24 protein-coding genes are annotated in these 24,038 nt (G+C 48.3%); 6 read left to right on the forward strand and 18 right to left on the reverse strand.

The window, feature by feature from the left end; genetic code table 11:
* Positions 1 to 12 precede the first annotated feature (12 nt).
* The 7 genes from ACX9NY_RS15080 to ACX9NY_RS15110 form a co-directional block, all read right to left on the reverse strand.
* Positions 13 to 1,329, reverse strand: coding sequence for a F390 synthetase-related protein (locus ACX9NY_RS15080; RefSeq protein WP_472479154.1), 1,317 nt, complete (start codon positions 1,327 to 1,329; stop codon positions 13 to 15).
* Entirely contained in the window at positions 1,326 to 2,186 is an 861-nt protein-coding gene (locus ACX9NY_RS15085; protein WP_339259964.1) for an MBL fold metallo-hydrolase, read from the reverse strand. The genes ACX9NY_RS15080 and ACX9NY_RS15085 overlap by 4 nt, the downstream gene beginning before the upstream one ends.
* Positions 2,180 to 3,175, reverse strand: a complete 996-nt coding sequence (locus ACX9NY_RS15090) for an NAD-dependent epimerase/dehydratase family protein (RefSeq protein ID WP_472479156.1) — start codon at positions 3,173 to 3,175, stop codon at positions 2,180 to 2,182. Before ACX9NY_RS15090 ends, ACX9NY_RS15085 begins: the two co-directional genes overlap by 7 nt.
* Complete coding sequence (locus ACX9NY_RS15095) at positions 3,172 to 4,464, reverse strand: ATP-grasp domain-containing protein (RefSeq protein ID WP_472479158.1); 1,293 nt, start codon at positions 4,462 to 4,464, stop codon at positions 3,172 to 3,174. The genes ACX9NY_RS15090 and ACX9NY_RS15095 overlap by 4 nt, the downstream gene beginning before the upstream one ends.
* Positions 4,454 to 5,455, reverse strand: a complete 1,002-nt coding sequence (locus ACX9NY_RS15100; protein ID WP_339259958.1) for a beta-ketoacyl-ACP synthase III — start codon at positions 5,453 to 5,455, stop codon at positions 4,454 to 4,456. Before ACX9NY_RS15100 ends, ACX9NY_RS15095 begins: the two co-directional genes overlap by 11 nt.
* 342 nt (positions 5,456 to 5,797) lie before the next feature.
* The gene (locus ACX9NY_RS15105) at positions 5,798 to 6,688 is read right to left on the reverse strand and encodes a TIGR01777 family oxidoreductase (protein ID WP_472479160.1); all 891 of its coding nucleotides are present in this window, start codon (positions 6,686 to 6,688) and stop codon (positions 5,798 to 5,800) included.
* 117 nt (positions 6,689 to 6,805) lie between these two features.
* Entirely contained in the window at positions 6,806 to 7,327 is a 522-nt protein-coding gene (locus ACX9NY_RS15110) for a hypothetical protein (protein ID WP_472479162.1), read from the reverse strand.
* 167 nt (positions 7,328 to 7,494) lie between these two features.
* On the opposite strand from ACX9NY_RS15110, the gene ACX9NY_RS15115 reads away from it, so the two are divergent.
* Together ACX9NY_RS15115 and ACX9NY_RS15120 are read left to right on the forward strand one after the other, a co-directional pair.
* Positions 7,495 to 7,869, forward strand: coding sequence for a BlaI/MecI/CopY family transcriptional regulator (locus tag ACX9NY_RS15115; protein ID WP_339240744.1), 375 nt, complete (start codon positions 7,495 to 7,497; stop codon positions 7,867 to 7,869).
* A gap of 9 nt (positions 7,870 to 7,878) precedes the next feature.
* Entirely contained in the window at positions 7,879 to 9,231 is a 1,353-nt protein-coding gene (locus ACX9NY_RS15120) for a M56 family metallopeptidase (RefSeq protein ID WP_472479164.1), read from the forward strand.
* A gap of 77 nt (positions 9,232 to 9,308) precedes the next feature.
* Here the strand turns inward: ACX9NY_RS15120 and ACX9NY_RS15125 are convergent, their stop codons facing one another.
* The 4 genes from ACX9NY_RS15125 to ACX9NY_RS15140 form a co-directional block, all read right to left on the reverse strand.
* On the reverse strand, positions 9,309 to 10,040 hold the full coding sequence (locus ACX9NY_RS15125) for a YdcF family protein (RefSeq protein ID WP_339259953.1): 732 nt from the start codon (positions 10,038 to 10,040) through the stop codon (positions 9,309 to 9,311).
* Positions 10,041 to 10,093: 53 nt separating this feature from the next.
* On the reverse strand, positions 10,094 to 10,642 hold the full coding sequence (locus ACX9NY_RS15130; RefSeq protein WP_472479166.1) for a nucleotidyltransferase family protein: 549 nt from the start codon (positions 10,640 to 10,642) through the stop codon (positions 10,094 to 10,096).
* A 213-nt stretch (positions 10,643 to 10,855) separates the two neighbouring features.
* Positions 10,856 to 11,713 carry a DMT family transporter gene (locus tag ACX9NY_RS15135; protein ID WP_339240737.1) on the reverse strand — a complete coding sequence of 286 codons (858 nt, stop codon included), beginning with the start codon at positions 11,711 to 11,713 and terminating at the stop codon, positions 10,856 to 10,858.
* Positions 11,714 to 11,755: 42 nt separating this feature from the next.
* Positions 11,756 to 12,721, reverse strand: a complete 966-nt coding sequence (locus ACX9NY_RS15140; RefSeq protein ID WP_472473502.1) for a metallophosphoesterase family protein — start codon at positions 12,719 to 12,721, stop codon at positions 11,756 to 11,758.
* Between the two features lie 350 nt (positions 12,722 to 13,071).
* Here ACX9NY_RS15140 and ACX9NY_RS15145 point away from each other — a divergent pair, with 350 nt between their 5' ends.
* The 3 genes from ACX9NY_RS15145 (at position 13,072) to ACX9NY_RS15155 (ending at position 15,647) form a co-directional block, all read left to right on the forward strand.
* Complete coding sequence (locus tag ACX9NY_RS15145; RefSeq protein ID WP_472473504.1) at positions 13,072 to 13,842, forward strand: DeoR/GlpR family DNA-binding transcription regulator; 771 nt, start codon at positions 13,072 to 13,074, stop codon at positions 13,840 to 13,842.
* Positions 13,843 to 13,920: 78 nt separating this feature from the next.
* Positions 13,921 to 14,451, forward strand: a complete 531-nt coding sequence (locus ACX9NY_RS15150) for a TetR/AcrR family transcriptional regulator (protein ID WP_339259946.1) — start codon at positions 13,921 to 13,923, stop codon at positions 14,449 to 14,451.
* An 89-nt stretch (positions 14,452 to 14,540) separates the two neighbouring features.
* Complete coding sequence (locus ACX9NY_RS15155) at positions 14,541 to 15,647, forward strand: MFS transporter (protein ID WP_472473507.1); 1,107 nt, start codon at positions 14,541 to 14,543, stop codon at positions 15,645 to 15,647.
* Positions 15,648 to 15,674: 27 nt separating this feature from the next.
* Here ACX9NY_RS15155 and ACX9NY_RS15160 read toward each other — a convergent pair whose 3' ends face one another.
* Together ACX9NY_RS15160 and ACX9NY_RS15165 are read right to left on the reverse strand one after the other, a co-directional pair.
* Entirely contained in the window at positions 15,675 to 16,283 is a 609-nt protein-coding gene (locus ACX9NY_RS15160) for a DUF1349 domain-containing protein (protein WP_472473509.1), read from the reverse strand.
* Between the two features lie 94 nt (positions 16,284 to 16,377).
* A complete protein-coding gene (locus tag ACX9NY_RS15165; RefSeq protein ID WP_342572369.1) occupies positions 16,378 to 16,920 on the reverse strand; it encodes a hypothetical protein in 543 nt (180 codons plus the stop codon).
* Between the two features lie 101 nt (positions 16,921 to 17,021).
* Between ACX9NY_RS15165 and ACX9NY_RS15170 the strand changes: the two genes are divergently transcribed.
* On the forward strand, positions 17,022 to 17,288 hold the full coding sequence (locus ACX9NY_RS15170; protein WP_339240728.1) for a SunI/YnzG family protein: 267 nt from the start codon (positions 17,022 to 17,024) through the stop codon (positions 17,286 to 17,288).
* A 142-nt stretch (positions 17,289 to 17,430) separates the two neighbouring features.
* Here ACX9NY_RS15170 and ACX9NY_RS15175 read toward each other — a convergent pair whose 3' ends face one another.
* Genes ACX9NY_RS15175 through ACX9NY_RS15195 form a run of 5 tightly spaced genes read right to left on the reverse strand, consistent with a single transcriptional unit; the run spans position 17,431 to position 24,033 of the window.
* Positions 17,431 to 18,441, reverse strand: coding sequence for a carbohydrate ABC transporter permease (locus ACX9NY_RS15175; protein WP_472473512.1), 1,011 nt, complete (start codon positions 18,439 to 18,441; stop codon positions 17,431 to 17,433).
* Between the two features lie 28 nt (positions 18,442 to 18,469).
* The gene (locus ACX9NY_RS15180; protein ID WP_339259938.1) at positions 18,470 to 19,369 is read right to left on the reverse strand and encodes a carbohydrate ABC transporter permease; all 900 of its coding nucleotides are present in this window, start codon (positions 19,367 to 19,369) and stop codon (positions 18,470 to 18,472) included.
* A complete protein-coding gene (locus ACX9NY_RS15185; RefSeq protein WP_472473514.1) occupies positions 19,366 to 21,951 on the reverse strand; it encodes a DUF5696 domain-containing protein in 2,586 nt (861 codons plus the stop codon). Before ACX9NY_RS15185 ends, ACX9NY_RS15180 begins: the two co-directional genes overlap by 4 nt.
* Positions 21,952 to 21,965: 14 nt before the next feature.
* Positions 21,966 to 22,586 (reverse strand): YIP1 family protein, encoded by a 621-nt coding sequence (locus tag ACX9NY_RS15190; RefSeq protein ID WP_472473516.1) that lies wholly within the window; start codon positions 22,584 to 22,586, stop codon positions 21,966 to 21,968.
* Positions 22,567 to 24,033 carry an NHL repeat-containing protein gene (locus tag ACX9NY_RS15195; RefSeq protein ID WP_472473518.1) on the reverse strand — a complete coding sequence of 489 codons (1,467 nt, stop codon included), beginning with the start codon at positions 24,031 to 24,033 and terminating at the stop codon, positions 22,567 to 22,569. Before ACX9NY_RS15195 ends, ACX9NY_RS15190 begins: the two co-directional genes overlap by 20 nt.
* Positions 24,034 to 24,038 lie beyond the last annotated feature (5 nt).

Here is a 24,038-nt window from a genome sequence, read left to right on the forward strand (position 1 = left end):
TTTCTCACCAACTCAATCAAGCTGTCTCTCCACCCTGCGCAGCTTGGTGACCCCTGGTTTGAACGCATACGGAACGAATCTCACCTCCGGCAAAGTACAATCCATCCTGTCTGCCATCTTGTTCAATTCATGCAACACATCAGCCCTTACTTGCTCCATTGCTGCATTTCCACCAAGTACTAGCGATACCTCCATCGTCCCGTCCCCACGTTGCACCACACGATAATGTTCAATATCCGGCGAAGCCGCAATGACGGCGCGAGTAACGAAATCCGGAAAGACCGGTACAGACACACCCGTATGCAGTTGTTCAAAATAAAGCGTATCATCACAGCGGCCTTCAATCCGCTCAATCGCTGTAAACAGAGAACCGCAGGCACATGGCGTTGCCGCCTCGGTCAGAATATCATTCAACCGATACCGGATGATCGGCTGTGATGTTCTGGAGAAGTCCGTAATAATGGGCACGAACCGGCGGGTGGCCGGGTCCATGTACTCTTTTTCAATATGGACTATATCCTCATTCAAATGCAGTGTGCCATAACGACAGGTCGCTCCCAGGAACCCTTCTGTACACTGGTAGACTTGATGAACGTTCTGTCCGAAGACCTGTTCCAGTACCTTGCGATCCAGGGGGTCCAACACCTCGGCAACCGAGATGATTTTATCCGGTACAGCGGTCAGGTGGCCTGCCACATAGGCGTCCGCCAACAGACGCAGCATGGATGGGGGAGCCACCCAGACGGTAGGTTGGTATTCTTCCAACCGTCTCACCAAGGTCTCCACACGTTCCAGAAGATCAAAGTACTGGAACTGTAACTTGCCGCGCTGCACCGATTCATACAGATTACTGTTGGCCCGCAGGAAAAACGCAATCTTCGCAGGTTTCCACAGCCCACCAGGCAGCAACTTGGCCAGCACCGTGCCCGTCCACGCATCCTGCTCCTGATCACTTACCAGAAATATTCCCCGGTTCCCTGACGTACCCGAGGACAATCCAACAGTCACTCCCTGAATGGAGGGTTTGAAGTCACGCGTTTCTTCACTTTCACCTGCTAGAGCCAACGCTTCATCCTTGGTAATGCCTACCGTATTCAGTGTATCAAAGTTCTCCATCATGATTGATTTGTCAATCATCGGAAAGCTTCTCCAGTAGGATGCGTCCACGCCACCCCACCACTTTCGGTAAAACGGAGATCGGGCGCGGATCTGATGGACATGTCGAATAATCCGACGCTCTTGCCAGCGCTCCAGTTGTTCCCGCGTTTTCCATGTTCGCAGCCCGCGTGCAAGCGCATAATGTACTACAATACGAAGGGTATTGCTCATCGTTTCAGCCCTCCTGTGCCCCAAGCGTCCAGCACATCTCGGCAGTGACTCGGCACTATCCGAATGTCGGGAAACTGCTGATGCAGCTGAACCAACTTGTCAAAGTTACGGTGGTATTCCTGTCGATCAGACATAATGATACCCGCGAGCGCATGAGGCCTGCGCTGTTCACGAAAAGCCCGACTCGACCACACTGCATCCGCGCACAGGAAATAATCATGTTCTTCTGTACGCAACAGAAGTCCCATCATGCCTTCCGCATGACCGGATACCTCCACCCCCAGCAGACTGCCATCGCCGAAGATATCGTAAACCTCATCATAAGGGAACGATTCTCCCGCTCTTGTCCACCGCTCCGGCTGACGCGTAACAGGCAAGGATCTGGCTACAAAATCTTCAGGCAACAATCCAGACAGATAACCTGCCTTCACAGCCGCAATCGGACCGAGTGAGCGCACAGCATCATAAGCTCTCGGCAAATAGATGAATTGTGCCTCCGGGAAATCTCGTACACCTGCGATGTGATCGCCATGAAAATGGGAGAGGATAATATACCGGATATCCGAAGCTTTCAGCCCAAGCCCAGCCAAAAAATGAACGGCACTATCCTCTTCACGATAGACAACCGGTGTAATATGACGATACAGTGCATTGGGCAGATGAGCCGTTTCCTTGAAAAAGCGGGAGCTATATCCCGTATCCAGCAGGATTGGTCCATGTACAGGGTGAATGATGCAGGCAAAACCTGCCGGGAAAGGCACCGGCTTCAACCGACCACCCCGCAGCGTCAGAAATTCTGGATGTGTACAGTAACCTGCTGCACCCAGATATAGTTCTACCGGAGTTGTTGTCAGCATGATCCAGCCCTCCACCAGTCTGCAAATTGTTGTAAACCTTCTTCAATAGACACCCGAGGGACGTATCCCAATCGCTCCTGTGCATCCGTAATATCCAATGTCTGCGGGATGGATAAGGAGCCAACGGTATACCTTGTCAACACAGGTTCACCCAGCGCAGGAATAAAGCCATGAACAAGCTCGAGCAATGCTGCAACGCCATATGCTGCCTGATAAGGAATGTTTCGACGACGCAGAGGCATGTCCAGCATGCCAAACAAGCTGCTCACCAACTCATTAAACGCCCTCGGATCGCCATTGGAGATATTGTACGCTCTGCCGAGCGCTTCGTCCGGTGCATCACGGCACAATAACAGGGCGTCCACCACATTATCCACACAGGTCAGATCAATTAAAGCCTGTCCGCCACCGATCATGGGCACGCCGGATTTCGCATTGGCCGCGACAATTCGGGGAAACAACGTCTGGTCATACGGACCAAAGATCGCTCGCGGTCGAATCATGACCGACGGAAGTCCCTTTCTATGCCCTTCCATTACGACCTGTTCAGCGAGAAGCTTCGTGGCTGCGTAATGATTCGCTGGTTTGGATGGCAACGGGTCATTTTCATGTACGTTAAATCGTGGTATGTAGTTGAAATATACACTTGGAGTCGAGACATGTATGAATCGCTGTACATCATTTTTCAGGCAGCCATCCATGAGTTTCTGTGTTCCTTCCACATTACTTCCATAAAAGTCCCTATACTTCCCCCATGGTGATGATAGCGCCGCACAGTGAAAGGCCACATCCTGCCCCGTACACGCTTCATTTACTGCCGCCTCATCCCGTATATCTCCATTCAGGAATCGGATTCCTGCCGACTCAAGTTCTGCACCAACCTTGGACTGTCGGCCCATGCCTGTGACGTCCCATCCCTCTTTTGCAAGCCGTATCGCGAGGTGCCTGCCCAGACATCCCGTAGCTCCTGTAACCAATGCTCTCTTCATTGTTGTTCACCGTTCCATTCTATGTCGTGAGTCAAAGCTTCAGTCAGTGAGATTTTCTGTGATCTTGCCAGACGCCAGGCGGCCAGCACTACCGCGAATTGTTCAAAGAAAGGCTGAATATCCTGCCTTAAATAAACCACATCCCTCGCTCCGTGCCAGGCAGCTATCCATGCACGGAACTTGCCTTTGCCGAAGATCTGCTGTACTCCGCTTCCCAGCATGGGAAGCATGAGCATGGCTTTGCTACCCTTTGCGGGCGTGATCCATTTTCCTTCTTTGACCAACGTCTCCGGTTCAGTCAGTGCACGCACCAAGTCATCTCCGGGGTGAAACAGATGAATCCCACTCGTTGCCCTCGGATTACACTCAATTGCGTATACTTGCCCATCCTGGCCTTCTATAAAATCAAACCCAATCTGTCCACTAAAACCTGTTGCCTGCACAAATTGTCTTACCCAGGCAAGCGCACCCTCATGTTCAACCTGTTCAAAAAATACACTGGCCCCCACGCTTCCTGTGCGGTAGCGGCTATCGTAGGTGGCGTGCGCAACCAGTTGTCCTTCGTGGGCTATGCTGTATGTACACAACACCTGACCCGGAATGAAGGCCTGTGCAACCCAAGGGGAAGCAGAGGATAATTCCCCTTCTTCCGGAGGATCGTTACGTAAATGTCGATGCTTCTTTTTGCTTATGTGTCCTTCTTGCTCAGTCCCGCCCGTACCCTCATCGATCAAACGTGCTGGCATGCGAACTTTGGCTGCGAAGCGGGAATACACCGGTTTCCACACCCAATCTCCTGATTCTCCCAGAACAGAATGAACTTCCATCCATTCCTGCTGATTGTTGATCAGGCGCGTATCGGGAACGGGAAGACCGAGTGACCCTGCAAGCTGGATAAAATCATATTTATGGTGCAGCTCATGTAATTGCTCCATGGTTGTAACCAGAACACGGCAATATGCACGCAGTCTGTCTGCCCCTTGAGCAACATAGAAGACTTCTTCACACATGGGGATCAGCAGGTCAATCTGCCAATCCTGTACCAACCGTTCCAGTTCCGCCAGATAAGTACGTGTGTCATGACGCGGCGATGGAACCACAGCGTACTGTTCCACTGCACGGGATGATCTGGTCAGATGCCGTACGACACTCTCCGCAACATAGACCCGATGGCCTGCACGATGAAGCATACGTGCCAGATCGAGCGTAACGGGAGCCCTTCCGCCTGTAAGCAGCACACGAAGAGAAGCAGCTGTACGATGTCCGGTTTCCCCAGATCTAGTAGTCAAAAATGAGTCCTCCCAATGATAATCCGGCAGCCGTGCCAATCATCAACACCCGATCTCCCCGCTGAATCCGCTGTTGTCTAATCGCTTCATGCAGACCCATCGGGATCGATGCCGCAATTGTATTGCCGTGATTTCGTGTGATGTCCATAAACCGATCTTCAGCAATGCCTAGCTTTTTGCGGATCAGTCTCATCGCCATGGCACTCCCCTGATGGGGAATCACCAATTGGAAATCCTCCATCCGATTCCCGGTCGCCTGCAACATACCACCAATGAATCCGGGTAAAAGTCTGGAAGCCATGCGGAAGATGGCCTGTCCATCCATATGAAATAGGTAAGGCTCAGGCTGATCTGCATTATAATTCGAAGCATGCTGCCGTGTACCGCCACCTGCTATCTCCGAGAAGCGAGCACCTCGGCTGTAGGTTTGAAGGGAAGCATGTACAATCTGTGAGGATGACCCTTCAGGCGAACGCTCAATAATAACGGCGGCTGCTCCATCTCCGAACAGGGCCGCACTCTCTTTATCCGACCAATTTAGTCCCGCTGAGGCAATCTCGGTGGCTACGAGCAGTACTCGCTGGTAACGTCCGGCATCTACCATATAGGAGATCACATCCAGTCCGTTCAGGAAACTCAGGCAGGTTGCATCCATATCAAAGGCGGGTACGCCCGAATCTTGCTGCCCCATGGCCTGCTGGATAAACACCGCCGTACTAGGCAACGGTTGTTCCTTCGTGCCACTTGTACACACCAGGCAGTCGATATCACTGAATTGTAATCCTGCATCCGCAAGTGCAGCTTCAGCAGCCCGCGCGCCCATGAAGGAGGAAGTCTCTTCACCCGAAGCATAATGGCGTACACCTACACCTGTGGCTTTGCTAACCCAGCCTGCAGGCACGCCCAAGCGGCGATCCAGTTCCTCATCGGTAACTTCCTGTTCAGGCAGGTACTTCCCTGTTCCCGCAATCCTCACTCTTCTAAGTTGCATTTCCCCAACCTCTTTCTGTTCATCTGACTGATATATATAAGTTCAGCTAATTAGTATTTACACAGACACTCCGATGACAGAACAACTTTCCGATCGCTGTTATCCCCAGATTTTTTTGATTCCCTTCTTAAAAAGGGAAAATCCGGGGATAAAGGCGCACGCTTCGCTTCTTCAAGTTATTTCTGTCCTCTCCGTTATCGTGTAAATGTTTAGTTGAACATATATAAATGAAATGAGTCCTTAACCTCAAATGGCAAAACGCCATTTGATAGAAGCCTTAAAATATATAATAAAGGGCAGATGCCTCTGCCCTTGCTGTTGTGTTTTCTTTTGTATGAAGTATTATTTCTTCTTACTCAGGATCTCGGCAAGTGCGACATCTAACGTTCCGTAGGTGAAAGTGAAGCCTTCCCTCTCCAGTCGCTCAGGAATGACCCATCGACTTTTGAGAACCAGCTCTGTTTCGGTCTTGATGAATCGTGCGCCCAGTTCAAGCATCCAGCGAGGAGAGGGCAGCCCGATCCGAACACCCATCTGTTCTCTCAGACGTGCCATGAGCTCCCGATTTGTAACCGGATGCGGAGAGGACGCATTGAACACACCATTTAAGTGCGGATGCTCTTGCAAATAGATCACCATGCGGAACAGATCCTCGATATGAATCCAGCTGAATTGCTGTGTCCCTGCACCTTGAGATCCTCCCAGGCCAAAACGGACCAGGTTCGTCATGGGCACCATCACGCCGCCCTCGCCCAGCACAATCGCAATTCGCAGTGCAATTTGACGTGTAGACGGCAAACTGAATTCAAAGAAAGCCTGTTCCCAAGCTTTGGCAACGTCGACCGAGAAGCCAGAGCCAATCTCGCCTTCTTTTTCCGTCATGGGACGATCTTCAGCATGTCTGTATATGGTCGCCGTACTCGAATTAATCCATAGTTCGGGAGGATGTTTACAAGCCAGGACGGCTTCCCCGAGAATACGTGTTGTACGCGTTCTGGATTCCAGAATGACTTTGCGATTCTCATCCGTATAACGGCAGTTCACCGATTTACCTGCCAGGTTAATCAATATCTCTGCTTCTTCCAGTGCTTCTATGATCCCTGTACGATCCTCCCAGGCAATATGACCGGGCTGACGCGAGATAATCAGCACCTCATAACCCAGCTTCCTGAACCTTTGGGCAAAATCCTGTCCAACAAAACCCGTTCCACCAGCTAATACAATCTTTTTCACGGTATCCCCTCATTTCCCATACTGGGTAAAGATTTCGCAAGAGATAGATCAACCTGTTTCTATGCATGCAAAATACAGATATTAGATTAAACACCGCTGGTGACCCGTTGGTTTGATTTAATTCGCACCCAGCGCCGTGTACAAGCGATCCCGCTCTTCGATAGCCCATGTGTGTGCAGGGTTTTGTTCCAGTTGATATCGGAGCTCATCATAAAAGTCATGGATCATGAATCCGTCCGGCAAAGTCCCAAGCATGGCTGTAAAGTTATACTCGGGCAGTGTTCTTTTTCCTTCACTGATCTGCTTCAGCCAGTCCATCCACTTCGCAAGAGTAAGCACTTCCTCCTGCCATAACTCAGCCTGTAACCCAAGCGCATCTTGAAGTTGTTCGTACGCCAATGGATCAGTGAAGACGCGGCAGGCCTGAACAGCCAGTGCATACAATTCAGTCACAGCAAGGCGTACCTCATGCTCAAGTTCGACTTCCAATCCTTCCAGATAGTCCTGAACCTGAATGCTCTCTCCATCATCATATAGTAGCGGGGCTTGGGCCAACAGGCGTACAATCTCTTCCATTTCTTGCATTGAAACTCGCTTCTGCTCATAGAGAGCAGGTAATTGATATGCTGTAATGATCATTCACTCCTACATCGTTCTTCTATTAATGACCTATATTATAACATGGTTTGGCAATCATCTATCAGGATAACTTGACTATCCACTACAAGTTGTAGTAGTTTATACGTACTACGTAGTGTAGTAATATGCTCGTTATGGACGCATAACGATGTTAAGGAGTGTTCACTGTGAACCAGATTCAAAAATTATCCGAAACAGAAATGGAGTTAATGGTCGTTATATGGTCATGCGATCCACCCGTCACCTCGACAGAGCTATTAGACATATTCGCTGAGAAAGGGAAAGCGTGGAAAGCGCAGACCATGTCTACCTTTCTGTCCAGATTGGTGGATAAAGGCGCTCTTACCGTGACGAGGCGTGGAAGAATCAATGATTACAAACCTCTTCTACAACCAGAAGACTATAAACTACAGGAAACACAGCACGTGCTTGATGGGCTTTATCAAGGTTCTGTCAAGAATTTGGTTTCGGCCATGTATGACGGCGATAAGCTTTCAGACGATGACATTTCAGAACTGAAAAAATGGCTTTCGGAAAAGTAGGTGCAGATCATGAACATCTTTTTTGAAATTCTGTGCAGCCTGACCGTGGCTGGAAGTATCGTTGCCATATGTATGTTGACACTGCGACTCATACCTGTATCTGTTTTTCCGACCAAGTGGCTCTACAGACTCGGTAAAATGGCTCTCTTGTTCTATCTGCTCCCGGTATCCCTTGGCCTTTCATGGCTTTTGGGTTTTGCATTCCCTCCTACATCAACTGTACCGAGTATGGAGCATGCAACATCTACAAGCTTACTTGCAGGGACATTTATCTCGGCACAAACCATTTCTGTAACTACAGCCTGGTCCCTGTTATGCATATGGGGCATTGGCGTCATCGGTTTTTCTGCATGGCAGGTGTACTGTTATCGGAGATTTTTGAATGAACTATCACGCACACGTATACCAGTTCTCTATGATAGTGAAGCCGCTATACAGCTGCCATTAATCAAAGAGGCTTTGGGTCTCCAACGCAATATCACGCTTGCTCACAGCACGGCAGTACGGAGCCCTATACTGGTCGGCTTGTTTAAACCAACCATATATCTTCCACCCGAAAATACGGTAAAGATGGACATCAAGATGGTGATTCATCATGAGTTGGTACATCTGAAACATCAAGATCTGTGGGTCAAGGCTCTGACCTTGGGGGTTAGTGCCCTGCACTGGTTCAATCCCCTGATTCATATGATTCGCCGGGACATTCATACCTGGAGCGAATTAGCCTGTGATGAAGATGTGGTGAAAGAGATGTCCCACGAAGAACGAAGACAATATGGTGAGACAATTTTAAATGTGATGGCGGGAACCAAGAATATGCCTACTCAATTTTGTTCATCCCTGTCGGGTGAAGGCAAACAATTAAAAAGGAGATTGATGAACATGTTTAACGTGAAGAAACTGAACAAGAAACACTGGATGTTAAGTATGGGGGCCCTATTGCTTATTACAGGAGTAAGTACATCCACCGCAGTATGGGCATCAAACCATACGGTTAAAGTAGAGGCCAAGGCTACTGAAGCCGTGCCTGTTCCTACCGTATCTGAAACTCCTGAAATCGCAGCTTCTCCATCTAAATCCGGAATTTCTGAAGCTGTAACTGCTCCCGCTGCTTCCAAAACGCCTGAAATCGTGGCTATCCCTGAGGATGAAGTTTCAGAAAATATACCAGCTCCTTCGACTACTGAACCTTCTGAAGTTCAAGTTGTAGAACCAGCCACAGTTCCTTCTCCTGCTGGATCTTCTGAGATGGTAGCCCTCCCTTCCGAGGCTGCAACCGTTCCTTCTCCTGCCTCATCTTCTGAAATGGTAGCGCCTGCGGATCAGGTTTCTGAAGCTGTACTTGTTCCTTCAAAGAAATAACTCAACGTTAAGGAACAAGTACACCCATATATGCAAAAGGACGAAGCATAAGTATTACGCTTCGTCCTTTTTGCATATTAGATAAACGTTTTGATCGTAGCAAAATATTCACGGATCATGTTGACCGGCTTCAAATATCCCGGTGACGGGGCCGATATACCGTATTCTGCCGCGTACCCGTTCTTGGCAGCGATATATTTGGAACGGAACATATGATAGTCACTGGTGACAATCATGATCTCGGGGTGCTCCAATCCGGATTCATGAATGATTTTTTTGGAAAAGGCCAGATTCTCCTGTGTACTCGTCGAGCGATCTTCCATAATGACTTGGGCGGGGTTAATCCCCTGTTCAATCAGATAGTTTTTCATGGCAAGCGCTTCGGGAATCGATTCCCCGGGTCCCTGTCCACCCGATACAATGACCGGCGTCTGAGGGTGACTGCGAATGTAGTCCAGACTGGCATCTAACCTTTGCTTGAGGGTCAATGACAATTCCGTTCCCCGAATGCCTGAACCCAGAATAATGACATAGTCCGCTTCTTCCGGATCATTCGCACCAAGCTGTGTGAACACAAGTGCTTCAACAATGACAAAGGAGACGGCAACCACACCAAATCCGGTAAGGATAATCCGTTTCAGAATAACATGCTTCTGATAGTCAATCCGTCTTAGCACGATAAAAGCCACCGTGATCATTCCGAAAAACATGACTGCAAACCTCTGGCCCCAAAAGACCAGAAAAGCTACAAAACATGCCAACAGGACAAGATCAATGATCAGTCCGTTTTTCTGTAAGAACTTTTTCATCAATTCTGTAGACACTCCTTCTTGTACCTGCACTTCCGCAAATCACTTATCTTTCAGTCTGTTATTATCGTTAGTTTGGGCCACTGTTGTTGCCAGCACTTCTTCTGTACGCGTTGATTATAATAATCAGCATCCGTGAAGAACGGGCTTCGACGAACCATTAACGCATACAGATCACACAGACCATGAGGAGCGCAGATGTTAACCCGATCTTCTTCATCCAACTGTACGCCTATGGCAGTCACAATCTCTGGCCAATAGCGAAGAGCATCTTCAGTAGAAAGATAAGGATCTGTGCCATTGCGCAGATGCATTCTGGCCTGATTTTTGACCGACCACTTGGCATTGCCTGTCAACTCACGAAGCTGACACTCCAACTGTATGTCTCGTTCCTCTCGCAGATCTTGCGCATCGTAATAGACAACATCAATATCACTATGCAGCTCTCGAACAGCATATCCATGAAGAACATCCCAGATATAATTGCGAATATATCCTGCACCTATGTAACATTGTGGCAAATGGAGACCTCGCACTCTCCGCAGGTCATGCATTAATTGCTCGTGCTCCGCAATTGCCCGGATGAATTTCTCCTCATGCAACAAGTGGTCCTTCTCTTTACTCCCGATGCTCTACTCACTCCCTCAATCTATTCTACCTGCTTACTGTGCCTGCATCCAATATATCATGTTTGGGTGTCTCCGATAAAATGAACAAATCCCCTCAGGCGGTCACCTAAGTGTCATCTGAACAGATGCATCTTAAGGTCATTCACCTGAGGGGATTGCATGAAGAAATCTGATTCATTTTTTTAGTCAGCCCCACATCCCAATTAGCAAAATGCCGGCAAAAATAACGACGGAACAGAGAATACGCTTTTTCCCCTGCTGTTCTTTCAGCAGTAAAATCCCGAGGAAGGCTGCAAATATCGTTCCTACTTCCCGAAGGGGACCCAGTCTTGCCATCGGTGCCTGCTGTAACGCAAACAGAAACAACAGATACGAGCCCGGATTCAGTAACGCGCCAAGCATAATGGTCGATCGATTCACCTTCCACTCCTGACGCAGTTGACGAGAAGCCAGCAACGCAGGGGTTAAACCGGCGACAAAACCAATGTTGGTCACTTCAAGTAATGATAAGGGTGAGATATGTTCCAGATTCAGCTTATCCACGAACACGTAACTGGTTGTACATAAACCTACACATAAAGCCATCAAAACCGGCTTCAATCCCGTTACACGCGAGCCCGTATTAACATCTCTGCTTCCGGCACCACTGAGCACCGTAAATCCGCCGAGCATACACGCAATGCCGATCCAGCCGTACAATGATAAGGTTTCGCCCAGAAAAGTAACTCCGATTAGAGGTACCAATAAGGTGCTCGTTCCCCGCATAATCGGATAGATCTGAGATAGATCGCCGAGTTCGTAGGTCTGAGACAACAGCCAAGAGTACAATGCCTGCAAGCCCATCGACAGAATCAGTAGCGCATAGGCTGCCATGGATAAGGGTTCACGTGCCAATTCCACAATGAGTACAGGAAGCAATAGAATCGTTGGAATCATCATAATGGACCACAAGAACACACTTTTATTCAGACTGCGCTTGGTAAACATGCTCCAGACGGCATGAGCCATCCCGGAAGCCAGTACCAGCATTATAGGTAAAATCATAATCAAAACGTTCCTCTCTACTCCATTACTCTTTTATATAATCTATTGTGCTGAAGCGCTCCCAGGTTGATGTTCTGGCTGCTCCTTCACGACAGAGCCGTCTTCCAGACGAAGCCATGTATCAAAGCTGCGTTGTCCCGCCTTCAACTGAATGATGCGTCCTCCGCGCAGCATGCCTTCCCTTCCATATGTACTGTGCCCACTCGAACGCCCGTAGCAGAGACGAATGCCATGGTAATTCCCGTGAAAATCATTCACATGATCATGTCCGCAAAAGGTTCCCATCACATCGCCCATCTCCAGCAGTGCAGAGAACAGCCCCGAGTTCACTTGGGCAGAACAGACAGGCTCGTACTTGCTGCCATAGCAGATCTGCGTGTCCCACATGGACTGGTATTCAGGAATCGGGATATGAAAAAACGCCAAGGCGGGTAGCTTATCTCCGCGGCTGCGGCCGGAATTGACGCGTATGGATTCAGACATCAGCCACTGGATCTGATTGGGCTGAATCCAGTCATAGCCGGGAATAGACTCAACTGTGGAATAACTCCCTGAATCGAGGAAATACAATACTGCAGCCGGACTCCCATTTGGATCGGCTACCTCTAGCGTGTAATTGCTCATCCCTGCAATCTCGCTTGGACCAGGCTCTGTCACGTTATACTCATGCTCCTGAATGACATCCATTAATCCATCGGGAGTAATCCGATTTTCCGTATCGTGATTGCCGTACACAAATGCCCACGGAATGCCACACTCTTCCACAACTGCTACGGCCTCACGGAAAGCCTGCTCCGGATGCTCACATGCCTTTTTCCCCTGATCTACCGGCCCCGTATAGATCACATCCCCTGTAAACACAACCAGATCGGGTTGTTCCGCTTGAACAACGGTATTCATTAACTTCCGGGTTCTGATATCCTCAGGACGACCGTCTTTCCAGTGCAGATCTGTAAACTGCACAATTTTAAACGTTCCATCTTTTTGAAAAGTCAGCTGTCGCTTCACTCTTTTGACCCCCTCATTAGTAAGTAAAAATACATGTTATATAATTATGATCTCGTTACACTCCGTATGTTGTTTCTTGTGACATTATGTTGTTTTATATGATCTTATCTTCACATGATAGTACTGTCAATACATCATTAACTTCATCATCACATCTCTGTCCCATGTTCTTGGATAACAAAATAATCAAGATCCTAGACGGTGCAGATTTATTTCTTTTAAAGTACATATTCGGCAAATTGACAAGCTTTGCTTGACCTTTTAAACTATATAAATCAACATAAATCCACAAGACTACACGAATTATAAAAAATACATATGTATACGCAATACAGGAGGTTCGACAACGTATGTCTCTAACGTACGAAGAGCGCAAAAACACTATTCTTACCCGTTTGGCTACCCAAGGGAAAGTTCAGGTTCAGGCTTTGGCAGATCTGTTTCAGGTATCTACAGAAACCATACGACGTGATCTGGATCGACTCGAAAAGGAAGGCGAATTGCGTAAAGTCTATGGCGGAGCTGTTCGTGTACGTTCAGGAATGATCGAAGCCCCTTTTCAAAAGCGTGCGCAGCTTCAGATGAGTGAGAAACAGCGCATCGGCATTGCAGCTGCCGCTCTGATTGAAGATGGTGAAACCGTGATGTTGGACAATGGCACAACAACACTGGAGATCATGCGTCAACTAAGAAATCGTTCACAGGTGACTGTCATCACCAACTCAGTTCCAATCCTCACCTGTGCGCTGGAAGGTTTTGCAGGTAAAATCATTTTTGCTGGAGGTGAAATCAATTCAGCGGTGCAAGCTTCCACGGGGCCAGTCACATATGAATTGCTGAGTCAGTTCAAAGTAAACAAAGCATTCATCTCTGCCGGCGGTGTTTCGTTAATGGATGGTGTAACAGACTATTTGCTGGAAGAAGCACTTGTTTCCCGCAGAATGATGGAACGAGCAGAAGAGTCCATTTTGGTAGCCGATCACACCAAATTTGGTCGATCCACGTTTGCACAGATCTCCCCCATGAATCACGTATCAATGGTCATTACAGACTCCGAATGTTCGACAGAATGGATTGAGGCCCTACATCAAATGGAGATTGAAACGGTTCACACGATTTGACAGTGTGAGCCATTTTTTATACCTTTATAAGGTATAATGATCGTTCTATCCTATTTTCAAGAGAGGACATTCCTGATTATGAGCAGCAAAAAAGAAATGCTTTTGAACGTGGCTGAAGAATTATTTTATCTTCATGGCTTCCATTCCATTGGATTGAAGCGAATTATCACAGATGCCGGAATCGCCATCATGACGTTATATAACCACTTTGAATCCAAGGATGACCTCATCGTTCAGGTGCTCCTCCGGCGCGAACAGCGTTATTTGGAACAGTTAAGGCAATATGCAAACAATAAAGAACAACCCATGTTTCTCAATCTGGCTGAAGGACATGCAACTTGGTTGAAAGAACACGAGTCAAGAGGTTGCTTGTTCTTACGCGCCAAAGAAGAATTCGGAGGTCATGCAGACCATATCATCGTCCAGACAGTGAATGCACATAAAAGACATATGAGAACGTTAATCCAAACATTGGCGCCTGCTGCAAGTGATCGAGATCTGATACGATTTGCCCTGCTGCTGGAGGGTTCTACGGCACTTGCTGAGACAGAAAATGTAAATGACGTCTGCCGAGAATTGATCCATATGACGCAAACCAGTTTCAAGTAGTCCTATTCCGGGTGAGTTAGTAGTTCAACTCACTTTTTTATTTAAGTGAAAATATAATGATCGTTCTATCTAAAAAGGCGGTGGATTTTATGAAAAAAATTATCTTTCCAGGCATTGCACTTATCGCTGTATGTTATGCATTCGGGCGATTCAGTTATGGATTGTTTATGCCGGAAATTTCGGAAGCCTTACACTTGAATGACGCAGCCTCCGGGGCGATTAACTCTGGAACGTATATTGCCTATTGTCTGTCCCTTCTAACGGCACCCCTGTTGATTAATCACAAGGGGCACCATTATGTCATTCAATTGGCAGGCATCAGCGCAGTGCTCGGATTAACCGGCATTGCCCTGTCTCAGAATGCATGGGTTCTTGCATTTAGTGTATTTCTAGCCGGTTTAAGTACAGGCTGGGCCTCTCCGGCCCTTGGTAACACAGTTAATGCGGAACTTGCACCGGATCTGCAAGCCAGAGGCAACAGCTGGATTAATACAGGGACCAGCTTCGGAATTGTTATATCCGGTCCACTCTACTGGCTGTTCACGGATTACTGGCGTCTAACCTACATCCTGTTTGCCGTGATCGGTGTTGTAGTTCTGCTGTGGAACAGACGTGTCATTCCGGCAACCAAGACACTGCCTTGTACCAAGTCGCTCTGGACATGTATGAAACCAACCAGACCCGGGTCTGCTCTTCTGATGGCTTGTCTGTTAACAGGTGTTAGTTCCGCAATCTACTGGACCTTTGCCCGAAACTTCCTCACGGACGAGAAAGGGGCCTCCGATTCGGAAGCCGTGTTGTTCTGGATTGTGATGGGGGTTATGGGGATACTCGGCGGATGCGCCGGACGCATTATTGAACGTATTGAGATTGTGTGGTCCTACCGGATAGGTATACTTTTATTGGCTATCTCGCTCGGGGTAATCCTGCTTCCATCCATGGCGGCAAGCCTGATCTCTGCGATCATATTTGGCAGCACATATATTTTCCTGACCAGTGTATTTATCGTTTGGGCAACGCGACTATTCAGTCCCAATGTATCCATCGGAATTAGTCTTGCCTTTCTCGCGCTGGGTGCTGGGCAATTCCTCGGTTCATCCATGGCAGGTTACACGATTGAAGTGTTCTCCAATACAACGGCATTTCTGGCCTTTGCTGTACTCGGCCTGTTCGGATTGTTAATTCGAGTGAAATAAATGACAGAACAACGTTCTGATCGTTTTTTATTCTACTCGGCGTACACTTCCGGTCAGTCCATACTGAAGCCGTACATCTGCAAAAGTAACTGTGGTCCCTTGCCCGATTGGGGATTGGGCCACGATGCCAACTTTGATCTCTTCGGGGCAATCAAGGCCAAAATAACGTACCAGTTTCCACTTCTCACCATCCTGGGAATAATGGAAAGCAAAGCTGCTGCCTGCACGGGCTACACGCAGATAAGGCTTGCTGACATCTACAGGGGATGATACACAATCATCCGAGTTACCACGGGTCACAACACTGAGAATGGACGGCTGTTCTTCAAAAAATTCAAAGCAGACTTTAGCCCAATTCGTATCGTCCACCATTACCATCAGACAGCCCGAGTCATACTGTTCTTTCATGTCCACCTGTACTTGAGTGACGATGCTGAAATCTCCCTTGATTATCGTATGTAAAAATGGAGCTGAGGCTTTCACCGGGTCACCTCCCGGATCAATGAAAAAGTCACTGACTGGCGAAACGGTTATCGTTACTTTGCCGTCTTCAATGGACCAATCTGCTGGCTCGTTCAGCCATCCCAGGTTGGCAGATAAAGTCTGACCTGAACAATGTTCGAATAGATTCGTCATGTGGCACACCCTTTGTGTTGGAGTTTAAGCTGACTCATTTCTCTATTTGTATTCGGTATGTCTCATGGTTAATCCTGTATCCATCCCCGTTATCTTACACCCGTGTGTACGATTGGATGAACCGCTCGTCCCACACTTGCACCTCAATATAACGTTCCGGACCCTTATCGCCCTGACGGTTCCATTCCTGAGGCCAACCATAGGTTTGGATCACTTCGATGATTTCATCTTTGGTATAAATCTGCTTACGATAAGGTTTAGCATCGTCAAACCTCATTGTTGGAAACAAGTCCCCGTAGGTAAAACTCACAACATCGACAGGAAGATCACCCCACGGAATGAGCACATGATCAGGTTCTGAATACCAGGACGACAACCATTCACATGCGCCAAGCGTCAGGTAATGGGGATATGATTGCAGCGGCTTTCCACCTTTGGCAACAAACTGCTCATAAGCTCTATGCTCAAGCATTCTGCGAATGGCCATGTAATCTGCGGATCGCCGACTGGCAAAGTTCCTTCCCTGAAGACGGATCTGCTGAGTTACTTCTTCTGCTTCATCCGCAGACAGGCTGGAGAGATTTCTGAAAGGACCAAGACTTTGTTCAAAATAATGATAGGCATTCCAGTCGTTCAACCTTTCCACTCCCTTCATTATTAATAAGGTAATTTTATCCATAATATGATAAACTGGACATACGAGATTACTACAATGATACAACAGGAGGAGATCAACCTATGTTTGGTGTTAACGTGAAAAAAATAGAAGATCAACTGGTCATCCGCTGGCAGTTCTCCAAAATCGAAATCCCCATCGCACATATCTCATCGGTCACTCTGGATGATACGTACGGTGGCAGCGAACCATCCGCCATTCGGATCGGTCCGGTTAATGGCACAAGCGAGAGGATTCTGATCCGTACGGTTAATCAATCATATATCTTATTCACGAACAGTGTGAATTTATATCCCAATATCCGAGATATGCTACAACCGGCAAACTAGATTTTGGTTCGAAACAGATTATAATGTTTCTCCAAAGGACAGCTCCATTTACATATGTACCCCACCAGAAAGAAGCGTGAGTATTCGCATGAATTGTTACAGCGAATACCCACGCTTCTTTCATCTCAATTCAACGCTCCCCTTAACCCACTACACCTGAGCGCTCAATGCTCTCCACGAAATAACGCTGCACAAACAGATACAAAATAATCAGCGGTGCAATCGCCAGCAAAATACCCGTGTCCACAATCATGGCCACATAGTTCGGATCGGCCTTAATGCCCGAGTTCGAACCAAAGCCCATCAGTTGCGGAATCAACTGGTTCGCCTGAGCAGGCAAGGAAGCCACCTTCAGTGAGATCAGTGGACTTTCACTCATGAATAATGCCGAATAGAACGTATCGTTGTACTGCCACACAAAGGAGAACAGAATGACCGTAATCAGTGGTGAGATGGCATTGGGCAACATGATACGGGCAAACGTCTTGAATCCACCAGCGCCGTCAATCAGGGCGGCCTCCTCGATCTCCTTCGGCATGCCCTTGAAGAACTGTCGGAAGATGTAGATGAACAACCCCGCCTTCAGCCCTCCCGCTGTTGCCGCCGTAATCACGGAAGGCCAATACGTATTCAGCAGATTAATGCCATTCTTTCCGGTAAACAACTGGATGATGCCCATAAAGTCAAAGCTGCGGAAATGCAGATACATCGGCACCATGAGTGTGCTTGTTGGCACCAGAATGGTGAGGATCACCAGTACAAAGAGCACATTGCTACCTGGAAAAGAAAACCGGGCGAAGCCGTATCCGGCAAGTGCGCAGGATATGGCTGTCAGAAGCGTTGTGATGGTAACGAACAATAACGTGTTTGCCAGCAGAGGCAGGTAATCCATCACTTGTGCCGCAAGCCGGATATTATCCAATGTAACGTTCTGAGGAATCATATAGATCGTTGGATTGTAGATATCCTGCTTATCCTTGAACGCCACTGACACTTTGAGAAATAACGGGTATAAAATAATAAATGAAATACCAATGACCAAAGCATATCTGAATATGGAATAGAGAAGGTCCGATGTTTTGTTTCGCACTCGCTGCATGTGGTAATTCTGCTTCGGAACTACCACCATGCGATCTGTCCCTGATGCAGCCATAATCTGAAGCCTCCCTCAATGTGAACTGTCAGTTGTAATGAACACGCCGTGACAGTACCCAGCCCACTACGATCAGTACAAGGCCAATCACCAACGTATACAGCCAGGACATCGCCGAGCTTAAGCCAAAGTTCTGGGTTTTGAATGCGGTCTGATAGATCGCCTGCGTGACCGGACTTCCGGCAAATGAATCAATAATGGTATAGATCACATTCGTCAGAATTAACGGACTGACCATCGGAAATGTTATTTTCCAGAACGATTCATAGGCTGTCGCCCCTTCGATCTTCGCAACCTCATACATTGATCCCGGTACCGATTGCAGCGCGGCGAGGAAGATCAGAATCTGCACACCCGAACTACTAATAATCTCATAGATCCGCATGATGGCTTCAACGATGTAATCCACATAGGCCATTGGCAATCCCACATCCGCCAGCATCCGCACAATGGATACCACATTGAACGAGGCACCACCATCAGCGGCCGCATCGACAGCACTTGCATCCCCCATTAGATTGATTAATCCCGCAGACTCTGCTGCTGCAACTGCACTGGAAGCCAGAATAACCGGCAGGAAGAAGATCGCACGTGCCATCGTCCTACCTCTGAACTTCTGGTTAAGCAGTGTTGCTGTAAACAGACTGAAGAACAGAATCATCGGCACATTCAGCAACATCGCTCCTACGGAATCCACCAGAATCCGGTTGTATGTAGCATCAACCAGAAGCGCATCCTTGAAATTTTTGAATCCAACAAAGTCCAGAACGTATCCTCCCGGAGCAACGGACAGATTACTCAGACTGAACCGAATCGATTGCAGGAGCGGTGTGGCAAAGAGGAAGATGAAACCGAGCAGCCACGGCGAAATAAATGCAAGTCCAAGCAGCGCTCTCCGTGACTTCAGTGATAATCGAATGGTTCTCATCGGTTCACTCCTCCCACCACATAGTCCGTCCCGCCAACCGTCGTTCCATCCACAGTTACTGCATCCGCATTGTAATTCACAATAATGGTTGTACCGCCAGTATAGGTGACTCGGACCACACCTTCCTGAATGCGTTCATGTCTGAGGATCTTCTCATTCACCACATCTCCCAGTACGTCTTCGGCCTGCTTATACAAAGCAATGGCGTCATCCACCCAATAACTGTACTCCGTTGCGTAGGCCGAATCATAATTCGTCAGCTTCAGCCTGGATGATGGTTCATAGGTCCATTGGAAATACGGAGCTGCTCCAAGCTCCAAGCTTCGCAGCAACTGTTTGCGGAGATCCTGATCCCCCGACATGTTCATTGGAGATGCCGTATAGTTCATGTATCCATGAATGACCATCGTATAAAAAGGAACTTCTTCATCGGTAATATTGAACCGACTTGACCCTGCGGGTACATTTACAACATGTTGTGCGCTACCCCAAGCGTAGCTATTCGCTGCGGATACCATCAGGTTCGGATAGGACTGTGCCAACTTGCCCAGCTGCTCCTTCACTATGTTTTTTGCCGTCTCCCGATGAATCACCCGACTATCCCGGTAATCCGAAGTCAGGACCTGCCCCAGATCACGAAGGGATAATCCACCGAGGTCCAGTTGATTGAATTGATCAGTAAACTCACTCACCACATAAGGAAGCTTGGCCGCTGAGAGCAGATAATAGCTGTCCTTACTCTGATCCATACGATTAAGCGCAGAGTTGTATGGATACAGTTCTGCTGTCTCCTTAGTAATAAACCGCGCCGCATCCGAGGAAGGAGCAAAACGCATATCATCGTGATAAATATGCTGGAAAGCCACATCCGGGTACAAAGCTCCACCCGACTGCTCCAGCTTAGTTGACAATGCCTGAAGTTCGGAACGACTACCTACTTCCTTGTCCAACTTCACCTGCGTTGGCGTATGATGGCTGACACCACCGCCGAACCATCCCTGATACCGCATTTGTACACGGTTCACACCATTCTGCTGTAACTTCGCTGCCATTTCAATGGCCTGTTCGTACGTCGTCATAGCTAAAGTGGTCCGATAGGGTACGCTAAGGAACGAAGCCTTTTTGTCCACTGCACCAAGCACATCTACATAAAACGGCAACGCTGTCTTTTCCGCGAGGGGTTTCAGCACATCCTGTTCTATTAACTGCTGTTGATACAGGCGGGCCATTCCCGAGTAACTGGCATCTTCTCCATGAAGGAAATGATAGCGGACCTGAATGTCTCCACGGTAAGGCTCTTCGCCAAGCAGTTGAATCTCCTGCATTTTCTGCGAGGTGTACATCTCCAGTTCATCCTCACCCCGCAGCGAGAAGGTTGCATGCACATGGTTGTAGCTGTTCTGTCTGCCTCCAATATCCGCGGAGATACTGGCTATGCCGTCCCCTTTTTCAATGACTGCAAACCACGCATTCTCCCCGTTCTTCAGACCAAACACAGGCATATGCGCGGATTCACTAACCTGAGGACGACTGAGCGAATTATCATTCGGGTCTGCACCATAGACACGCTGTACATACTGCTCTTCCTGGGTTTTCCCGTTGTTCAGGTGGATCAGACTACCCGAACCGTCAGGTACCAGCATGTAGCCTTCACCTTTCGTATCCGCAGCACCAAAATAAGCGAGCAAATCAATATTTCGGATACGGTATTGCCCACTTTCCTCTATCTGACTCAGAGGCACGGTCACAACAAGCGCCCCTTGATCCAATCGGTATTCCACAGAAATCACGAAGCTTGGCTTATCCGATACACCTCCGCCTTCGACTCCATTCTCCTGATTGTCATAAGCGAGATCGTCCGCCGTGTAACCTGCCGTCTCAAATGCACTCAACATCTTGTTCAGCACAAGCTGCTTCGAAATCTGTCCATCCAGCCGTTCCAGAATATCCGGATTGTTCTTGGTTGGATAATAACGGGCAGATGTGTATCTAGCGACAGAAGCGTCCAGCTTGGAAAGAACCTTCTCCTCCAGTCGCTGTTTGCTAATCAACTTCGGCAGTGCATCAATCCCAAGTGATGTATCACCCAGTGTATAGTTGACCCGAATCCCTTGATCGATCTGGCCCACTGTGAATTGTTTGTTGCTTATACTCGAACTGAAATTTGGAAAGTTCTCCAAAGTGCCCATCGAATCCCGGAAAGACACGTTCAACTGGGAGGACAGCACTTCTTTCTCATACGCAGAAGCAAGACCATCCTCAGCCCGTTCTTTCGGGTTGCTGTACCAGACCTCTCCACTTTTCCCGTCACGTACTGCAATTTCCGTTGTCTCCTCGTTATAGTACAGAGCCAAGCCCTGATCTTCGGCTACCAATTGCATACCAGGCACCCCCTGCGAAGAGTCGACAAGGAACTTCAATGGTTCCTCCGTGACAGGCATAGCTCTGGTTGTTGTGTCCAGATAAGCCGCAGCTTCTACGGCAGGAATGCCCCTGTTGTTTATATACAGCAGCCCGGCTGCAATCATGATTACAGCTGCACCACCAGCCAGCACCGTATATAGTCGTTGCCTTTGGTTCACGGATGCCGCCTCCTTTAGGTCCGAAAAATCAACTCGCGGTAAATGTTATAACCGAATTCGTACAGCTGTTGCAGCATGCTGAAGACGAGTGCGCCAAGGAATACAATAATGCCCATCATGATGAGTGTCAGCACCATCGTAACGATCGTTTTAACCACCGTGTACTGGTGTACCGTCATCATGCCAATGAACAGAAGCAGTACAAACCAGAAAAACGCGATGCTATTGAACAGATAATAAAAAGCAGTCTCCTCCTGCACCATGAACCGGCTAATTACGATCATCGGGGCATAGACCAGAATAACGGGAATGAGCGAGTAGCCTGTCGCCAGCACGATTTCCCTGAACTTGCCTTCCCCTTCCATCAAGGTCGTTACTGCCCAATTGGCAGTGCACCATAGAAAGAAAGGCACCGCAACTGTGGCGATCTCAATGATGCTGTTAATCGTGCGAGGGTCGATGTAATTGACGAGAAATCCTGCATACTGCTTTTGCAGAATCATCATGACAATGGTAAGCGCGAGTGCTGCAAAAGCAACAAACAGCCGTCCCCGGTTATCCGACTTGAGGTCCCAGAATGCATCAATGGGGTGAAAAATGAGATGCAGCGGAAACTTAATGAAATCCTGCTTCACGATCGACCTGCCTCCTCCGTCTCCATTTAGCCGCCACCCGGGTCAGGATCAGAATGACAATCAGCGCAATCACAGCGGTCAGGAATGTACCAAAATGTTCCTTCATCATCTCTCGCCGATGCCTCTTGAACGCGACAGAATAACTCTTGCGATCCATCCCAAGTTCGAAGTACCCCAGCGCCTCCTCGTTTTTCTTCTCCATTAATAAGGACTTGCCGATACCGATATAGGCGATGTCATAGTTGGCATTCAGCTTAAGCACTTCTCTCCATATATTCACAGCTTCCGTGTCCTCGCCTCGATAGTGGAGTGCGACCGCTTCATTCACACGGGAACCAAAACGAGTTGGCTCGTAGACAACAAGATTGTTCTTCCCCCGGTCCAGAACCAAGTGGTGCTCACCCGATTGTTCAATCGCAACTGGCGTTTTGAGCGTGCCCACCTGATTTCCTTTGCCACCGTATATGTAGAGCAGATGACCTTCATCGTCGTACGTGAACACCCGATTCTGTGTCGCATCCAGTACACTGTACATGCCGTCGCCGAGCACTTTCACATCAATCAGTTTGGATGGACCGGGATTGTTGCGGAACCGGATATCGCCTTTGACGTCGTAATAACCAAAACGTTTCAGTACATCTTCGCCAGACGGATTCAGCCGTTTGATCGGTTCATTCGAGCCTGGATCAATATTCGTCGCATACACGAATCCTTTGGGGTCAATATCCGCATTGGAGAACTCTGTTGGCACAAACAGAACCATCTGTGCACGCTGGGCTTTGGTGGATAACATGCGCCAGATATATTCGCCGTAGTCCCGCTCCACTTTGTTGGTACCGACGTATCCGATAAATGCCCCACTCTCATCAAACTGCATAATGCCTTCGTAGACCCCTTGTGCCACAACATATACGCGACCTACATGATCAACCGTCAGTTTCAAGGGCTGGAACTGGAATTGGGTCGACAGGATATCCGACTCCGGCTTGGTTATGATATGAAGCAGCCTCCCTTCTCCATCCAAAACAACCACTCGACTGTTTCCCGTATCGGCGATGTATATGTGTTCTTCTTCATTCACGAACAATCCGCCCGGAAGATTAAAGCTCTCTTTGCTGCCCTCTGTCATGAATCCATCGATAACGCGCAGCAACTTAAATTCCGGGTCCAATACGACAATTCGATTGTTGCCACTATCCAAAATGTAGATCAACCCGGACGGAGAAACGTTCACATCACCGGGGTCTTTGAACTCACTAATGCCGAGGTCACGGCCTGAAATGGTGCGCTCGGGCAGATAGGCATCTGGTGATGGAACAGCCTCTTTCCAGTAGTTGTAGTTATAACTCTCATACGGCGCCGGGGAGGCCGCCGCAGGCACGGCATTCACCAGCAGCAGAGATACTGCCGCCAGGAGAACAAGCCATCTTTTCACTGTGCGTGCCATATCGC

It is taken from the genome of Paenibacillus sp. CB74 (assembly GCF_055687625.1).

Bases quoted from the DNA above. Each gene is read 5' to 3' on its own strand.
- ACX9NY_RS15145 (WP_472473504.1), top strand. From the start codon at position 13,072: ATGTCTCTAACGTACGAAGAGCGCAAAAACACTATTCTTACCCGTTTG.
- ACX9NY_RS15120 (WP_472479164.1), top strand. From the start codon at position 7,879: ATGAACATCTTTTTTGAAATTCTGTGCAGCCTGACCGTGGCTGGAAGT.
- ACX9NY_RS15080 (WP_472479154.1), bottom strand. From the start codon at position 1,329: ATGAGCAATACCCTTCGTATTGTAGTACATTATGCGCTTGCACGCGGG.
- ACX9NY_RS15100 (WP_339259958.1), bottom strand. From the start codon at position 5,455: ATGCAACTTAGAAGAGTGAGGATTGCGGGAACAGGGAAGTACCTGCCT.
- ACX9NY_RS15170 (WP_339240728.1), top strand. From the start codon at position 17,022: ATGTTTGGTGTTAACGTGAAAAAAATAGAAGATCAACTGGTCATCCGC.
- ACX9NY_RS15175 (WP_472473512.1), bottom strand. From the start codon at position 18,441: ATGGCTGCATCAGGGACAGATCGCATGGTGGTAGTTCCGAAGCAGAAT.
- ACX9NY_RS15155 (WP_472473507.1), top strand. From the start codon at position 14,541: ATGAAAAAAATTATCTTTCCAGGCATTGCACTTATCGCTGTATGTTAT.
- ACX9NY_RS15180 (WP_339259938.1), bottom strand. From the start codon at position 19,369: ATGAGAACCATTCGATTATCACTGAAGTCACGGAGAGCGCTGCTTGGA.
- ACX9NY_RS15085 (WP_339259964.1), bottom strand. From the start codon at position 2,186: ATGCTGACAACAACTCCGGTAGAACTATATCTGGGTGCAGCAGGTTAC.
- ACX9NY_RS15195 (WP_472473518.1), bottom strand. From the start codon at position 24,033: ATGGCACGCACAGTGAAAAGATGGCTTGTTCTCCTGGCGGCAGTATCT.
- ACX9NY_RS15090 (WP_472479156.1), bottom strand. From the start codon at position 3,175: ATGAAGAGAGCATTGGTTACAGGAGCTACGGGATGTCTGGGCAGGCAC.
- ACX9NY_RS15110 (WP_472479162.1), bottom strand. From the start codon at position 7,327: ATGATCATTACAGCATATCAATTACCTGCTCTCTATGAGCAGAAGCGA.
- ACX9NY_RS15135 (WP_339240737.1), bottom strand. From the start codon at position 11,713: ATGATTTTACCTATAATGCTGGTACTGGCTTCCGGGATGGCTCATGCC.
- ACX9NY_RS15125 (WP_339259953.1), bottom strand. From the start codon at position 10,040: ATGAAAAAGTTCTTACAGAAAAACGGACTGATCATTGATCTTGTCCTG.
- ACX9NY_RS15150 (WP_339259946.1), top strand. From the start codon at position 13,921: ATGAGCAGCAAAAAAGAAATGCTTTTGAACGTGGCTGAAGAATTATTT.
- ACX9NY_RS15160 (WP_472473509.1), bottom strand. From the start codon at position 16,283: ATGACGAATCTATTCGAACATTGTTCAGGTCAGACTTTATCTGCCAAC.